Raw genomic sequence first — 17,019 nt, forward strand, 5'->3', positions numbered from 1 at the left:
TGTACAACACCTCCTACCCGCATGATTCGCGGCTATATTTGTATAGGAAAAATAATTTCGTTTATGAACGCACCATTGTGATAACATTCACTTTTCTAGGCAAAATTTACTCCCTTTTTAAGCTATCCCGCTATTCGCCGAGCAGTAAGACCCCCACCTCAAATTCAGCGAAAGCAAAGAAGTTAGGTGGGGATCAACTGCCCGTAAATGCCCGATTGGTGAAGGCTAATAATCAGTGGGGATGAACAAAATCCCCACTGATTAAAGTTTCACTTTATCGTAAATACGATAAACCTATACATTCTGCAAATTTTGATTTTCTGTATTATTTTACTATTGACAAAGAATTTTGTCCATGCTTTATCAGATTTATTTTCTAAGAATAATGGCTTAATAGCCTTCCATTAATAGAAGTCATCCCTCACTATGTAAGCTTTTATCACTAACAATAATTCCATCTTCATCTACATAAACATATTCATTCGGTTTCCATTCAACTTCACCAAATTGCAATGGAATATTTCTTTCTCCTTTTCCTTCTTTTACACTTCTATTTGGCATCGTTCCTAACGCTAAAATACCAATATTAATATTTTTTAATTCACTAGAATCGCGAACATATCCATTTACAATAATCCCTGCCAACTTTCTTTCTTCCGCAATAGCTGCCAAATTATCGCCGAGTAACGCGCAATTAGTAGAGGCCTCACCATCAACAACTAATACCGTTCCTTCCGGCAGTGTTTGTAACCCCTCTTTTACTAGTACATTATCATCCTTCACTTTTACCGTTGCGATTTTCCCATAGAATTGTTCTTTCTTCCCATAAGATTGAAAAGACTGACGACATATTTGTAATTCTTGTTCAAATTCATCACATAGATCGGTAGTTTTCCACATCTCTTTCCCTCTTTTCTTTTCCTTTTATATTACATATTCTTGGATTTTTTTCGTTTCCCTGTCTAATGTTGCAATAATTTGTATGTACGGTGAAAGTCATATATAAATGAAGTAAAAGAAAGCTTACCACTTGAAACTATTGCTTTAAGCAAAAAGCTTTATTATAATCTATTGCACTCCTATGAAAAACATTTATTCTAGCATAAACATAAGAAGGGATGGATCATAATGATCCATCCCTTCTATCAAAGTATAATGTCACTAAAAATTCTTTAAAAATCTTAGTTCCAAATTTTATTTACCCATTCAGGATGATCAATAAAAGGATTACGATTATGTTGATATTTTGTAAAAATCACTTCATTACGCTTTCGCTCTAAATCATCGACAGGGTCTTGTTCATTCCATTTTAGTAAAACAGATAGTTTCCCCATGTATGGATCTTTGTTGTTATTCACCTTTTCATTTAGTTCTAAGTCTATTTCGCCGTTGTCTCCTTCGTAACGAACAGCCATGTAAAACAGCATTCTAGCGATATCTCCTTTTACACTATCACGAGGTTCCCAAGAATCACTATCATATTTACATTCTGTCGCTTCCGAATGATTCATACCACCATTATCAAAATCCAGATTTCCACGTGAACTATTTACAGATACATCTGTCGCTCTTAAATGATGCAGATCTGTTCCTGGTCCTGCAGCCGTTCCAAAATCACCGTGTGATTTTGCCCAAACATGCTCTCGGTTCCAGTTATCAACTCCTGAACCATTCGTAAATTTCCCTTGCGAACGCCCAGTATATAAGAGCAACACATTATTTTTATTATTTGGATCTTCATCAGTATCTCTTAGCGCTTCCCAAACCGCACTGTATGATATCTTTGTATGATTATCAATAACATTATGAAGTTCCTTCTTTAATTCTAAACCCGTTTTTCCTATAGCGTTATTATAATATGTATCGTCATAGTTTTTTACAGTAATCTCTTGTGGAGATGCAGAAACTACTTCACCATGTATGATATCTGTGAATGATAGAGATGCAGAACCTAAAATAAAAAATGATGATAGTGTAACCATAGCAAGTTTTGTGTTTCGGAACTTCATATACCCATTTCCCCTTTAAAATATAATTTGAATTGATTAATCAAAAAAGCCTATGTACATAGTTTCTTTTTCATACTGTTCTCCTAAATTTTAGTTTCTTCAATTACATAAACAATTTTTATTTTCACAAAGAATATTCTTCTCTAGTAAAGACTATTAAAATATTCGCTTAAAGAAAAAAGACGTTTAATGATAACTTATAAACTTCAATTTTTCTATGCACTTATACATATTTATTGAATAGTTCATAAAAAAAATTTACATAAAAAAGCTCATTTCTTATCTTTTCAAATAAGAAACAAGCTTTTCTTTTCCAACTACTAATCCTAATATAGGTCTATCTGTCTCGAAAACTTTTGGAGTTACTTTATGTTTATGTTGAGAATAGAACTACCTTTACTTATTTATTTGGCACCGAATCTATATACTTTTTAACTACTTCATATACATATTCTTGATTTGCCGCTGCTGTATTCGGGTTGTATTTTCCGCCGTTTGTTTTATTGTTAGATAATACTCGAATTCCTAAGAATGGTACGTCATAAGCTTTTGCGATTTGCGCTGCTGCAGCGCCTTCCATTTCTTCTACAGATGTACCGTATTTTGTATGGAACCACTTAATTCGATCAACTTCATTATTCCAAACGTCTGCTGAACCTATAGTACCTTCCACCACTTTACCTTTTGTATATTTATCTTTTACTGCATTAGCTGCTGCAAGTAAATCCTTATCTCCCTCGTAGTATCGGATTTTCTCAGCATTTGGATCTTCTCCTGCACTTCCTTCAGAAGCCATCAGGTCCATAGATATCCATTTTGCCGGCTCAATTCCTTGGTTCTCATCCATATTTGTTGTTTTTAATGAACCTATATTCGCGACTTTTTTTCCTAAAACAATATCAAATACGTTTAAATTAGGATCATGCCCGCCTGATGTTCCTTGGTTAATAATCGCTATAGGCTTATATTTTTCAATAGCCACTGCTGTAGCGGCTGCTGTATTTTCCATTCCTTTACCTGTTTTCGCAACGATTACAGGATAATTGTCTACAGTACCTTTATAAAATACAAAAGTTCCAGATTTTTCTTCTTTCACATTTTTTAACCTTTTTGCAAATTTTTCAGCTTCTATTGGCATTGGACCTTGAATTAAGATAGGTTTTTGATTACTTTTTGCCTCTACTACTTGTTTTGGACTAGCGTTACATCCTGCAAGTATTGAGAATGATAATACGATAGTAGTTGCTAGAGCACCATATTTTTTCAACAGGTTTTTCTTCATAAATAATCTCTCCTCTTTCTCTTGTTGTTTTCTATACTCGATGTTTTGGTCCAAAGAAAAAAGCTCTAGAAATTGTAGAAGAATCTCTACTTTCTAGAACTACGGTAGTCAAAGTTAATGAAGCAAAAGATGAGACCAATGCTAAATTATAGATCGGTAGCGGCTCAATACAGAAAGCGACCGAATACTTTAACCCGTAGTCCAGTTCTTTCATTGGGAACTAGGTAGAAACGCTCGGACCATATTACCGAGTATATACGAGTGATGTTATTCAAAATTATTATATTGATAATATAACAAACCATTTGTGAATACACAACAAAAATATGAACATTTTTGTTTAAGTAAATAAAAATGTTCGTCTTTAAAAGTATAACAGGTGAAAAATATTGTTTTCCGATGAATTAATCTATTAAAAACCATAAATACCTTTAGAGTTATATAACGGTATACCTAGTAAAAGTTTTATCTTTTTCTTTCCATACACGATATTTTAAAAATAATGCATTTGTTTAATTTTACATTTCAAGCAGAAAAATCCCACAACATATTTAATATGCTGTGGGATTTTATTTCAAATTCGCTGGTTTACTAGCACTTCTTTTTTCAAATATGTAAGGATTCTACCTTTAAATTTCACTATTTACTTCGTTACCTCACCAAACTGCGCTCTCGTCACTTTCGCTAAGTCATCAACTTTAAGCTCAATTTGTGTACCAATTTTCCCGCCGCTTACAATGATTGTTTCAAGTGATTGAGCACTCTCATCAATACATGTAGAAAATAACTTCTTCATCCCTACTGGTGAACAACCACCGCGAATATACCCTGAAACTTTCGTAATATCTTTAACAGGAATCAGTTCAATCTTCTTTTCACTTACTGCCTTTGCTGCCGCTTTTAAATTTAGTTCCTCATCTACCGGGATAATGAACACATGATAATCTTTACTATTCCCTTGAGCGACAAGTGTTTTATATACTTCTCTCACTTCTCGTCCAATCTTCTCCGCTACTGATACACCATCAATTTTCCCGTCATTTGGATCGTATGACATCATGGAATATTCAATTTTTTCTTTATCTAATATTCGCATCGCATTTGTTTTATCTTTTTTCATGAGGTTCTCCTTTTAAGACATAGAAATTTATTTCACATCATTAATTTTCCTTTTATTATACACCTTTTTCAAATTCTCCTACAAAACTTCACATATTGTTCAATTTAAAGTAAAACTTTAATTATTAGGTTTTGACTCTAAACATCCTCAACTTAAAGGTACTAAGAGAGAAAAAAGAAAACCGACTCTCACCTTCAAATAAAAGGCTTGATGTCGGTTTTACATTTAACGTCCAAACTCCTTATTAAATATTTTATCCCTCCCCTCAATAACCTCCGGACCTACTGCATTGATAGCAGTTACTAAAATATGCTCTCCTCCAATAGGTCCACCGACCCTCGTTTCAAATCCATAAGTCCCACCAGCATGCCCCCAATATGATTGTCCGTCCGGTGTTTTTTCTTCATAAATTCCTAGTCCAACCTTGCCTATAGGTGAATCTACTGTTTTGAACATCTGATCCATTAGCTCTTGATTTAGAAGCTTTCCGCCCAACAGTGCACTAAAGAAGGTAGTCAAATCTTTCGCTGTTGAAACCATATCTCCAGCTGCATTCGCCCATGACTGATTTATTTCTGTCAAATCATACAAACGACCCGATCTATCCATATTATACCCATTAGCATGCTCACCCGGTATATGCGAACTTACTTCCATTACAAATGTCTCTTTTAACCCTAACGGTTCAATAAATCTTTTTCTAATTTGCTCGGCATACGTATCTCCTGTTACCTTTTGAATAATCTTCCCCGCTATAACAGTATTTGTGTTCGAATAGTCCCATCCCTCCCCCGGCGCAAATACAGGTGGCTTTGCAAGTGCTAAACTGATAAGTTCATCGGTACTATAGTAACGAAATGGGTTTTGGGGCAGTGTAAAATCTCGCATATCCTTATCTATATTGGTTGCAATTCCACTTGTATGATTCAACAACTGACGAATTGTAATTTTATTCCCATCATATCCGTTACCCTGTACGACTCCTGGCAACCATTTTTCGACTGAATCATCAAGGTTTAATTGTTTCTCTTCAGCCAGTTGTAGTACAACAGACGCTGTGAATGTCTTCGTTATACTTCCGATACGGAATGAAAAATTCGGCTCTACAGGGTGTGGTACCTCATAACTAGCTGTTCCTGTAGCATACGACCAGTTCTTTCCGTCCTTTAATCCGCCGGCTATAACACTTGGAATTTTTTTATTCGTTATTACTTGATCTATTACGTTTTTCACTTCTTCTCGATGTTTACTTTTCTTTTCCTTATCTACGGGGTCCTTTTTAGATTTTGCCGCAAATTCTGAAGCTAAAATATTGTTAATCTGTTTTTCTGCTCCTAATACATTAATATTTATCGAGATAACATGTTGACCATCTTTCGTTCCACCAGCAAAGTTAGTAAAACCAGGAATACCACCACCATGCCCCCATACTTCAGTACCATCTGGCAATTTTGTTGCGTGAATACCAAGCCCATACTTTCCTAATGGGGTATCAACTGTGTTAGTCACCATCTCCTTCTGCATTTCCGGCGTCAGTAATTTACCACCTAATAAGGCACGGAAGAACGTTGTCATATCTTCTCCTGTCGAAATCATTTCACCACTAGCATTAGCAAATGATGGATTAAACAAAGTAATATCTACTAATTTATCTCCTGTATTTAAATAGCCACGAGCATTTTTTTTCGGAATATCCATTGAGCTCCCAGGAAGGACTGTTTCTTTTAAACTAAGAGGTTCCATAATTCGTTTCTTTATCTGCTCGGCATACGATTCCCCTGTTACCTTCTGAATAATTAATCCTACAATAACCATATTCGTATTCGAGTATGACCAGCCTTTTACTGGTTCTAATTGTAAAGCACGAGAAATTAATTGTTCCGCTGTATAATTCTCACTTGGATTCTCTATTAATTTCTCTTTAAGATCTGGAGTCAAATAATCTGCAATTCCGCTTGTATGATTTAATAGTTGGCGAATCGTAATTTTATTACCATCATAGCCGTTTCCATTTATAAGTCCCGGCAACCATTTCTCTACCGTATCATCAAGACTTAATTTCTTCTCTCCCGCAAGCTGCAGTACTACTGTAGTCACAAAGGTCTTTGTTGTGCTCCCGATTCTAAAAGCAGAATCAGCATCCACTTTATGATTTCTCTCAATATTCCCTTCACCAGAAGCATATGCCCAACTTGCCTCTCCATTTTTCACTGTAACAATGACTCCTGGAATATCCTTTGTATCGGCAGCTTTATCAACAATTTGCTCAGTTGATGTCCTTTTGGTTACCGCATGTATGTTTCCATATGAAGGTATTGCTAGCGCTCCAACCAATATAGTTGCTGTTAAGGTAAGTGCAGTTCCTTTTTTAATAATGAATAATTTCATAATGCATCGCTCCTATTATTTTGAATTTTTCTGTTGCCTCACTCCCTCACCTTAACTTCAATATTGTTAAATAACATAGTGACAAAACGCTTTAATTTACTCGTTACACTATGTGGAACTCTGTCACATAAAACATATGACAAACTGTAAACTGCTTCATATGACATACTTTGTTGACGGTCTTTCTATTGACGATTTAAAAGATATGTTACATGATGAATCTGAATCATTGGATAATTAATCTTAAAATATAAGTAGGTGCTTAATTTATGTTCTCATTCACAAAAAAATGGATTTGGTATGACTGGATATTTGTGCTCATACGAACATTTTGGCTAATCGTTATTATCAGTACCAATTTTATGTTTCCATCATTCATTCATACGTCTAGTATAATTGTACTTTCTCTCGCTTTTGTCGTTTACCTTGGACCATTAATTATTCGATATAAGAAAGCAGAATGGTACCCAGCATTCGATATTATCACTGCTGGTTGTTTTTATCTTTACTTCGCATCGGTAGCTCCAAATTTACTTTGGTCTTTCATTTTACTCGTAATTATTATTGGCCTATGTAGTAATCAAAATAATTATATATGGAGCGGTATTTTTTGTGGATTTGCATTTCCACTATTGAACGCTTGGATTGCCAACCGACCACCCTATGAATTAATCGTTAGTTGTAGTCTCGGTTTTGCCATTGGCATTTCTTTTAATATATTAATTCAGTATCATAAGCAATCTCGAATTATTGAAGAGCAAAAACTACTATTAGAACAACATATTAAAAGAATTGAAGAGCTTACTCTAATAGAAGAGCGTAATCGACTGTCACATGAACTACATGACACAATTGGTCATACACTTACTTCTCTCATCGCTGGCGTAACATCAATAAAATCATCAGTACCCAATTCACAGTTTGAAAGAATTGATTCACTTATCAGTATTGCTCAGCATAGTCTAGATGATATTCGAAAGCATCTACACGAGCTATCTCATAATCCACTTAGTAATTCATTAAGTGAATCACTGCAACAATTAACAGAAGAATTTATGAAATCTACAGGTACAACCGTTACATTCCGTGTGATCGGCAGCGAGACTCTTGTGATGCAAAAAGTGAATTTTTGCCTATATCGTTGTCTTCAAGAGTCATTAACAAACGCTGTTCGGCACGGTAAAGCGCGCACCATATCCGTTCAATTGCATTTCGACAGACAACAACTTCGATTGCAAATTGAAGATAACGGTATTGGGATGGAAGAAATTCAATTTGGCTTTGGACTTAGTGGAATGAAGGAACGACTTGAACAAGTTCACGGTACATTATCAGTTCATTCTAGCTCTGAGCAAGGAACATTTATCGTTTGTAATATTCCATTACAAACAGAGCTTGTACATAACATAATTCGCTTATTGGTCGTTGATGATCAGGCACTTATTACAAATAGTTTAGAGCAAATTTTAGAGCATCATACTGATTTTATTGTTGTTGGTAAAGCACACGATGGATCTGAGGCTTTAAAACTATGTGAACAATTACAACCTGACATTGTACTAATGGACATTCAGATGCCAGAAATGAATGGTATTGAGGCTTTACTAGAAATGAAGCGACATTGGCCTAATATGAAGATTGTTCTTATGACAACATTTGAAGATTCCTTACAAGCAGCAACTGCATTAGAGCATGGTGCTGAAGGCTACATGTTAAAATCTATTCATCCACAAGAGATGAAGGAAGCCTTGAAACTTATATATAATGGTGGAACTTGGATAGACCAATCGGTTGCTACACGAGTTTTCGAAGAAATGAAACATCAACGTGAGCAATTAGCGAAAATCAAATCAACTAAACAAACTTATCCGTATGGACTTACAAAACGCGAAATGGAAATTTTAGAACATCTATCAAACGGATTACGCTATAAATCCATTGCCGCCAAACTATTTTTATCTGAAGGAACGATTCGTAATTACTGTTCAAATCTCTACTCAAAGCTTGGTGTCAACAACCGTGAAGAAGCAATTAAAATGGCACGAACGGAAAACATTCTGTAGGTACTGTAAAATTAATATGTTTCCCTCAAAACTGAAAATATTGATATTTCAAAAATCATTTGTTATACTTTGTAAAAAACTTATTAAGGAGAGAGTTCATATGTGTACTTTCAATACTTCTTTCCAACTTCATCATCATACGTAACGCCGTGTATCCGAAGAAAAATTTTTCTTCGTGGGTACAGGGTTTTTCCTGTTAACCCACGAAGCGTTCATAAAGCTATGTGGGTATTTTTATACCCGCATAGCTTTTTTTAATTTAAAAGAGGAGTGATTCTAGTGGAAATGAAAAATGTAAAAGGAACAAAAGACTATTTACCAGAGGAACAAGTACTGCGAAATAAAATTAAAAGAGCATGTGAAGATACATTTGAAAGGTATGGGTGTAAACCTTTAGAAACTCCAACGTTAAATATGTATGAACTTATGTCATACAAGTACGGTGGTGGTGATGAGATTTTAAAAGAAATATATACACTTCAGGATCAAGGAAAACGCGAGCTTGCCTTACGTTACGATTTAACAATTCCCTTCGCCAAAGTTGTCGCGATGAATCCAAATATTCGCCTTCCTTTTAAACGTTATGAAATTGGTAAAGTATTTCGAGATGGTCCGATTAAGCAAGGGAGATTTCGTGAATTCATTCAATGTGATGTTGATATAGTTGGTGTAGAGTCTGTCATGGCAGAAGCTGAACTTATGAGCATGGCATTTGAACTATTCCGAACGTTAAACTTAGAAGTAACGATTCAATATAATAATCGAAAATTATTAAACGGTATTCTCCAGTCTATTAACATCCCTACCGAATTAACGAGTGACGTAATTTTATCATTGGATAAAATCGAAAAAATTGGGATTGATGGTATACGAAAAGATGTATTGGAGCGTGGAATTTCTGTAGAAATGGCCGACACGATATGTAATACCGTTTTATCTTGCCTAAAACTTACTATTGCCGACTTTAAAGAAACTTTCAATAATCCACTTGTTGACGATGGAGTAAACGAATTGCAACAATTACAGCAATACTTACTCGCTCTCGGAATAAATGAAAATACGATATTCAATCCGTTTTTAGCAAGAGGACTCACAATGTATACAGGCACTGTGTATGAAATCTTTCTAAAAGATGGCACGATTACATCTAGCATTGGTAGCGGTGGTCGTTACGATAATATTATCGGAGCCTTCCGTGGTGATAATATGAGCTATCCAACTGTAGGGATTTCATTCGGTTTAGATGTTATTTATACCGCTCTATCACAGAAAGAGACCACATCATCTACAGCGGATCTTTTTATCATTCCACTCGGGACAGAATTACAATGTTTACAGATCGCCCAGCAATTGCGCTCTACTACTTCCTTAAAAATCGAACTTGAACTAGCAGGACGCAAATTAAAACGTGCCCTTAATTATGCCAATAAAGAAAATATCCCGTATGTGCTTATAATTGGCGAAGAGGAAATTGTTACAGAAACAGTAGTGCTGCGAAATATGAAAGAAGGTACTGAAGTGAAGATTCCCCTCTCTTCCTTAGAAAATAACACATTTAATAACTATATATAATAAGCGCCACCCTCATTTGGGTGGTTTTTCTAGTGAAGAAATAAAAAACCATTTAGTTTACATAATATAATTATCGATCGCTATAAATGTGATTTTCAACTATATACAAAAAAAGAGGGCAGATATGCATCTCCCTCTTTTGTCTAACTCTTTTTATTATTATTCTTGTTCTTGCTCGTCCATAATCTTCTCGAACGCCGCAGATACTTTTTCAAATACTTCATCATTCTCTATGTATGAGAATTCATTATCTTCTTCTACTTTTAAAAAGAAGATATCAATGTCTTCCTCTGTTTCTGTTTGAATGTCTTCTACAAAGGCAACTGCAATGTATTCTGCTCCTTCGACATCCATCGCTCCAAGCACTTCAACTTCCTGCTCTTCATTATTCTCATCACTAAGACTAAAAACTTCGCCTACTTCAATTGCTTCCATATTCATTCTCCTCCTATCATACTCTAAAAAATAAAACGTTCAAATTGCACACTTACTAACATATCTTTCCATAAAAAAGTTGAATTCATACAGAAAGAACAACAAATTCTTGCTGATTCAGCAAAAGTATTCAACTATAAGGATATCATTTATGAATAGGAATGAACATATTTTTAATTGGATAATTGGATTAACTAATTTTAAATCCTCCATGTTCCATAATGATTCTTTCATAATAGGTAGCAGATATGTCACCTTTCAATCTGTAAGTAACTACTAAAATGGTACCTCATACCCTGATTCGTTTCCGTACGTTTTTAGGATGAGAGATAAATCCTTCTATATAAAGTGAAACTTTAATTAGTGGGGTGTTTACGGGCAGCCCGACTCCCACCTAACTTCTTTGCTCCAGCCGAATTTTGAGGTGGGAGTTTTACTGCCCACAAATAGCTGGATAAACTAAAGAGACTTATGCAGCAATTCCAGTACATCTTTCATCGCAAAAGGACCGTCTTTTTTTACATGCTCAGCGAATTCAGAAACGAGACGTAATGTTTTCACACTTTCAATTGGATGATCCCCTGACGCGCTTTCAGCAGAAAGCATAACAGCATTCGTCCCGTCGAGTACAGCCTGAAATACATCAGTTACCTCAGCTCTTGTAGGAATAGAATGATCTACCATAGATTGAAGCATTTGTGTCGCTGTAATTACATATGTATTCGTTCGATTGCACTCACGAATCATCATTTTTTGTAAAAGTGGAATAAATTGATACGGCAATTCCACACCTAAATCTCCCCTTGCGATCATAATGCCATCCGCTTCTTTGCATATGTCTTGAAAATTCTCGATTGCTTCCATCGTTTCTATTTTTGCAATTAAATGGGGCCAAGTTTCTTTATACTCTTGTATAAACTCTCGTATTTCTTTTATATGACTAGGTTTTCGCACAAAGGAACACGCAATAAAATCAACATTCTCTTCTAAAAGAAACTGAATATCTTTTTTATCTTTCTCTGTAATAGCTGGTAAACCAACAATTGCGCCTGGTAAATTCACCCCTTTATGAGAGGCAATATTTCCACCTGTTTTTATCCTCGTTTCTATTTTTTCCATACTTACCTTTTCAACGATTAACTCAACTTCTCCATCATTAATAAGAATTCTACTTCCAACTTTCACGTCATTCGCAATCCCTACATAATCAACACTTGCTTCTTCTTTATTCCCTTGAACTGGATTGGTATGCAAAATAAATAACTCCCCTGCTTCAAGGGTAATTTGTTCCTCTTTCATTTCACCCAATCTTATTTTAGGACCTTGTACATCCCCCAGAATTTTAATAGAATCGTCTAACGATTTTACTAAACGAATAATATCTTTATGACTTTCATGCGTGCCATGTGATAAATTCAACCGAACAATTTTCATACCATTGTTTATTAACTGCGCTAATGTTTCTTTATTATTACTTGCTGGCCCAATTGTACAAACTCGATCAATTGTCATTTTCCCACCATCCTTTTTTTAATGTTTCCCATAAAATAAAAAGAAGATTCTTTTTATAGGAAAGACCATACAACTAAGAGATTTTATATGAGGTGAATATTTTGCTGAATAAATAGCTTAAATTTAACTTTTTGACTCCATAGTTATTGTTAGTTTCGTTGCAATAGGGTACTACTAATAATAAATCTTGTTAACATACGAACGTTAGATTCGGATATTGAAAACAATCTATGGAGGAACCACAATGACTACTCTTCGTAAAAAAATAATAGGACTAACATTAGCGGGAACGGTAGCACTATGGTCATTAGCAGCAGGAGTCATGATGAACGATAACGAGGTAAAAGCTGAGGTGAAAAAAGCAGGAAAGCAACCTAAAAATGTAATTTTCATGGTTATAGATGGGACAAGTTCTTCGGCTACAACATTAGCCCGGTGGTATAAAGGTTCACCCCTTGCACTAGATCAAATTGTATCCGGAGGTGTTCGTACGTATTCGGCAGAATCAGCTATTACGGATTCTGCACCGGCAGCTACAGCTTTAGCTACTGGAAATAAATCAAATTCAGGTTACGTGGGCGTATTGCCTTCTGTTGTGAATTCACCTGGCTTAGAACCAGTGAAAGAAGAATGTAAGTTTCGTCCAGTTGCCAACGTCTTAGAAGGCGCAAAACGTTCAGGCCGCGCAACAGGAATCGTTGCTACATCAGAAATTCAGCATGCTACTCCGGCTAGTTTCTCTGCCCACCATGCTAACCGTAAAAATTTTGAAGTGCTTGGTGAACAGCAAGTTTATCAAAATATAGAAGTTGTATTAGGTGGTGGAAAGGCAGCACTTCAGCCTACGACAAGCAATGGAATTCGTAAAGACAACGAAGATTTAGTAAAAGTGATTCAAGGCAAAGGGTACGATTTTGTCGAAACAAAAGATGCGTTACTAAACTCCAAATCAAATAAAATCTGGGGTTCTTTCTCTAATACTGCCCTTGCGTTCGATATGGATCGTGAAGCAAACCAGCCTAAACAGCCAACTCTTTCCCAGATGACGAGAAAAGCAATTCAAACATTATCAAAAGATAAAGATGGTTTCTTCTTATTCGTAGAAGGCAGTAAGGCAGATTGGGCAGCACATGCAAATGACCCTATCGGGATGATTAGCGATGTATTGGCGTTTGATGATGCGGTTACAGAAGCATTAACATTTGCGAAGAAAGATGGTAACACTATGGTCATTGCTTTAGCGGATCATGGTAATAGCGGTATTTCCATCGGTAACAGCAATACAACAAAAGGATATGATACTACACCAGTATCAGCTTACATTGACCCACTGAAAAAGGCGAAAATGACACTTGAAGGTGCTACAAGTAAACTAAAAGATGATTTATCTAATATAAAAGAAGTAGCTGCTCTTTACGGTTTAGACAACCTAACTGATGATGAAAGAGAAAAGTTAAAAGCTGCACATAAGAAAGCTGATGTAGGTCCAATCCTTACTAAATTATTGGCCAACCGTGCGAACATCGGTTTTACAACTGGTGGTCATACGGGTGAAGATGTATTCTTATACTCTTACGGTCCTCAAAAGCCATACGGTTTAGTCCAAAATACAGACATTGCGAAAATAATGGCCAAAGCAATGGGCTTTCAATTAGGAGAAATAACTAAGAAATTATTCTTAGATGCTGAAACAGCCTTTAAACAAATTGGTGCAACTGTAACGATTGACAAAAAAGATGCACGAAACCCAGTGCTTGTAGTAAAACGCAATAATACGAAGGCCAAATTATTTGTTAATAAAAACATTATCTGTATCGGTGGAAAAGATTATGAATTAGGAAGTGTTGTTGTAGAAAGCAACGGGAAATTCTATGTACCTGAAAAAGCAATTGAACTATTCACAAAGCATTCTCGCTAAAAAAGATTGCCTCTTAGTATACAGGCAATCTTTTTTTGAGTAAAAGGATTATTTTGTTTAAATATTCCTTAAATCGCACTCCTATTCGTTAATCTCAAAGTAACTTCCTGTATAATACAATTAAGTAATCAATAGGAGTGTTATTCATGCCAGATATATTAAGACTCGTTATCTTTATCGTTGTTGCAATTGGTGCAATCATTAACTTATATCTAGAGTTTAAAAAGCCTAAAAAAAGTATATTCTCAATAATTTTTCTATCGATACTCCTTATTGGGGCCTCAGGTTTAATTAAAGATATTTTATCTCGACTTTTATAGAAGAATGAATAAAACCCGATATTCCGTCAATAATGTAGACAACATTATATTTTCTCCATTCCCCCTTGGAGATGAGCAGTTAGCTTTTGCTAGCTGCTCTTTTTACGGATTCACTACATAAACTTCTGCTGTATATGATTTTCCTGTTAAATAATTATCGATGAAAAAGTAATCATTTCGAGGTACATTCAAAATCAATTCATTTATACGATTAATTATGCAAGAATCATGATGTGTGATTTCTCCTAACTCCTTGTACTGCCTTGCTCCTTGTTTCCATTTCACAATTACAACATCACTCTTTTACAACTGATCCAATTGTTCTTGCGTTTCAAGTTTCACAAAATTCATATCCATTCCCCTTTGTATTAAAATGAAATTCCCGTTAAAAACAATGAACTTTAAAAACTACTAAATTGTAAATATAAATACAAGGGAGCGTTTTATATGACTTCCTATCAAAGAATATCTTTAATAGTTATCACTCTTTTTTATCATTGTGATGTTCCTTTCAAATGAAGTCTTTATTTCTTAACACCCAACGAGAATGTACAACAAACTAAAAAAGCCTACTCACACGAGTAGGCTTTTGAAACTATGAAAGCTTCGTTAATAATTGATTTAAATCTTTTTTCGTTTTCGTCGTTAATGCCTTCATTTTATTAACATCTATCTTTTCTTTTTCCGCTCTTATAATTAATGGATACAAACTTTGTTCAATTGTTTTGTATTCAGTTGGATGTGATGCCTCTATATCTTTTTCAATTACATCCCACTTCTCATTAATTTGTTTTCCAAGTTTATTTACTGTTTCTAATTTAGGATTTGCAGCTAATTGCTTGTCTAAGCTTTCAATTAAGGTAACAACTTCTTTTACATTTGCTTTCACAGCGACGTTTTTCTTCGGATCTTTCGTTGTCTTTCCGTTATTGTTTGTACTTGTGCTTTGATCTGTTGTTTTCCCGCTAGTAGTTTGATCATTCGTTTTTCCTGTCGTTTCTTTTTCTTTTGTTGTTTTGCCGTTACTTTCTGTTCCTGTTGATTCTTTTGTATTTTTTGCATCTTTATCTGTTTTTTCATTCGAAGAAGTATTTGTGTCTTTTTCACTATCTTTCGTTGTTTTTGACGCTTCATCTGCACTTGTCGTTTTTGATTGCTCTTCATTTTGCGCTGTTGCTGGATCCTTCTTCGCTTCATCTTTATCTGTGAAGGTACTACAAGCTGCCATTGAAAGCATTGTACCAATTGCTACTGATGCGATAGCGACCTTTTTCATTTTCATAAAAATCCCCCTATGTTTATATAATTTATCCTCCTCTTTACGATTCTATTTTCTCTTAAAAAATCCCTTTTCACACGAATCACCATCTTTCCGACAGTAATCTTCATAATAATACGTACAAAAAACGATAAATTTATTTTAATATTCGAGTTTCTTCTACCTCATTTTTCTTCTCTGTAGCAAAAGAAAAAGAGTATATTGTCACATGAAGATTTACAATCTACAAATGACAACATACTCTCCTATCAATTTTTTATCTTTCTTGACATTTTATTTACACAAAAAAATAAAATAATTCCTAATTTTTTTATTTCTCAACACTTGTTAACATAATATTTTTATGAAAAACCACCGTTCGAATGAATGACTTGCCCAGTAACCCACTTCGCCTCTTCACTTACTAAAAAAGCGATTAAACGGGCAGCATCCACCGGTTCTCCAACTCTACCTTGCGGGAATTTCCATACTAAATGATGCTGTAATTCCTCTGTAATCCATCCTGTATTCGTTGGTCCTGGATCAACAGCATTGACTGTAATCCCCTTCTCCATAGCAACTGGTGCAACTGACTTTGTAAATGCTTCTATTGCTCCCTTTGTTGCTACGTATGCCAGTTCATCTGGCATTGGCGCTAGTGACTGCCCAGAAGTAAGATTGATAATACTTCCACTCGTTTTAAGTGAAAAATGTTTCATAAATAATGAACTTAATAGCATAGTAGCACGAACATTGACCGTATAATGTTTATCTAACTGTTCTACATCTAACTCTTCAATTTTCGTATGAGTAGAATACGCCGCATTATTAATAAGAATAGATGGCTCACCTAAACGTTCTGATACCATATACAATACACGATTAGGCGAATAAGACTTCGATAAGTTGATTTCTGCCATTTCACATCGAACGCCGTAACTTTCAATTTCCTTTTTCAACAAAAAGGGTTCTTGATCATTCATTCCCCACGGCATTGCTTTATCATACCGAGGCCAGTACGTGAAAAAGACGTCTATCCCCTTTTGAGCAAGCACCTTGCATACAGCTGCACCAATTCCATTCAGACGAGTTGCCCCTGTTACAATTGCTATTTTCCTCACCTTTTCTCCTCCATCTATGGA

Annotated in this window: 14 protein-coding genes and 1 riboswitch; of the genes, 4 read left to right on the forward strand and 10 right to left on the reverse strand. The window is 35.2% G+C overall.

From position 1 onward, the window contains the following. Positions 1-414: 414 nt before the first annotated feature. The 5 genes from rraA to EXW56_RS15910 all read right to left on the reverse strand — a co-directional run bounded on the left by rraA (position 415) and on the right by EXW56_RS15910 (position 6,799). A complete protein-coding gene (gene rraA, locus EXW56_RS15890; protein WP_002199864.1) occupies positions 415-900 on the reverse strand; it encodes a ribonuclease E activity regulator RraA in 486 nt (161 codons plus the stop codon). A gap of 281 nt (positions 901-1,181) precedes the next feature. Continuing rightward, positions 1,182-2,009 (reverse strand): endonuclease I family protein, encoded by an 828-nt coding sequence (locus EXW56_RS15895; protein WP_002199863.1) that lies wholly within the window; start codon positions 2,007-2,009, stop codon positions 1,182-1,184. A 400-nt stretch (positions 2,010-2,409) separates the two neighbouring features. Further along, complete coding sequence (locus EXW56_RS15900; protein WP_002110883.1) at positions 2,410-3,291, reverse strand: 5'-methylthioadenosine/S-adenosylhomocysteine nucleosidase; 882 nt, start codon at positions 3,289-3,291, stop codon at positions 2,410-2,412. Positions 3,292-3,468: 177 nt separating this feature from the next. Then, positions 3,469-3,572: riboswitch (purine riboswitch) on the reverse strand. A gap of 362 nt (positions 3,573-3,934) precedes the next feature. Next, entirely contained in the window at positions 3,935-4,411 is a 477-nt protein-coding gene (ybaK, locus tag EXW56_RS15905; RefSeq protein WP_199661606.1) for a Cys-tRNA(Pro) deacylase, read from the reverse strand. 225 nt (positions 4,412-4,636) lie between these two features. Continuing rightward, a complete protein-coding gene (locus EXW56_RS15910) occupies positions 4,637-6,799 on the reverse strand; it encodes a serine hydrolase domain-containing protein (RefSeq protein WP_199661605.1) in 2,163 nt (720 codons plus the stop codon). A 269-nt stretch (positions 6,800-7,068) separates the two neighbouring features. Between EXW56_RS15910 and EXW56_RS15915 the strand changes: the two genes are divergently transcribed. Continuing rightward, complete coding sequence (locus tag EXW56_RS15915; RefSeq protein WP_199661604.1) at positions 7,069-8,862, forward strand: hybrid sensor histidine kinase/response regulator transcription factor; 1,794 nt, start codon at positions 7,069-7,071, stop codon at positions 8,860-8,862. A 285-nt stretch (positions 8,863-9,147) separates the two neighbouring features. After that, complete coding sequence (locus EXW56_RS15920) at positions 9,148-10,434, forward strand: histidine--tRNA ligase (RefSeq protein ID WP_206771623.1); 1,287 nt, start codon at positions 9,148-9,150, stop codon at positions 10,432-10,434. A 159-nt stretch (positions 10,435-10,593) separates the two neighbouring features. Here EXW56_RS15920 and EXW56_RS15925 read toward each other — a convergent pair whose 3' ends face one another. Beyond that, positions 10,594-10,869, reverse strand: a complete 276-nt coding sequence (locus tag EXW56_RS15925) for a DUF1292 domain-containing protein (RefSeq protein ID WP_002110889.1) — start codon at positions 10,867-10,869, stop codon at positions 10,594-10,596. Between the two features lie 459 nt (positions 10,870-11,328). Further along, the gene (locus EXW56_RS15930; protein ID WP_215596758.1) at positions 11,329-12,381 is read right to left on the reverse strand and encodes a pyruvate kinase; all 1,053 of its coding nucleotides are present in this window, start codon (positions 12,379-12,381) and stop codon (positions 11,329-11,331) included. Between the two features lie 244 nt (positions 12,382-12,625). Between EXW56_RS15930 and EXW56_RS15935 the strand changes: the two genes are divergently transcribed. Beyond that, a complete protein-coding gene (locus EXW56_RS15935) occupies positions 12,626-14,299 on the forward strand; it encodes an alkaline phosphatase (protein WP_215596759.1) in 1,674 nt (557 codons plus the stop codon). A gap of 146 nt (positions 14,300-14,445) precedes the next feature. Further along, positions 14,446-14,619 (forward strand): hypothetical protein, encoded by a 174-nt coding sequence (locus tag EXW56_RS15940; RefSeq protein ID WP_002110892.1) that lies wholly within the window; start codon positions 14,446-14,448, stop codon positions 14,617-14,619. Positions 14,620-14,721: 102 nt separating this feature from the next. Here the strand turns inward: EXW56_RS15940 and EXW56_RS15945 are convergent, their stop codons facing one another. The 3 genes from EXW56_RS15945 to EXW56_RS15955 all read right to left on the reverse strand — a co-directional run bounded on the left by EXW56_RS15945 (position 14,722) and on the right by EXW56_RS15955 (position 16,998). Next, positions 14,722-14,904: a hypothetical protein gene (locus EXW56_RS15945; RefSeq protein WP_252197273.1), complete on the reverse strand. Its 183-nt coding sequence runs from the start codon at positions 14,902-14,904 to the stop codon at positions 14,722-14,724. A gap of 310 nt (positions 14,905-15,214) precedes the next feature. Then, the gene (locus EXW56_RS15950) at positions 15,215-15,901 is read right to left on the reverse strand and encodes a hypothetical protein (RefSeq protein ID WP_199661600.1); all 687 of its coding nucleotides are present in this window, start codon (positions 15,899-15,901) and stop codon (positions 15,215-15,217) included. 338 nt (positions 15,902-16,239) lie between these two features. Continuing rightward, on the reverse strand, positions 16,240-16,998 hold the full coding sequence (locus EXW56_RS15955) for an SDR family oxidoreductase (RefSeq protein ID WP_002199850.1): 759 nt from the start codon (positions 16,996-16,998) through the stop codon (positions 16,240-16,242). Positions 16,999-17,019 lie beyond the last annotated feature (21 nt).

This window comes from Bacillus mycoides (genome assembly GCF_018742245.1).
Classification (GTDB): domain Bacteria; phylum Bacillota; class Bacilli; order Bacillales; family Bacillaceae_G; genus Bacillus_A; species Bacillus_A cereus_U.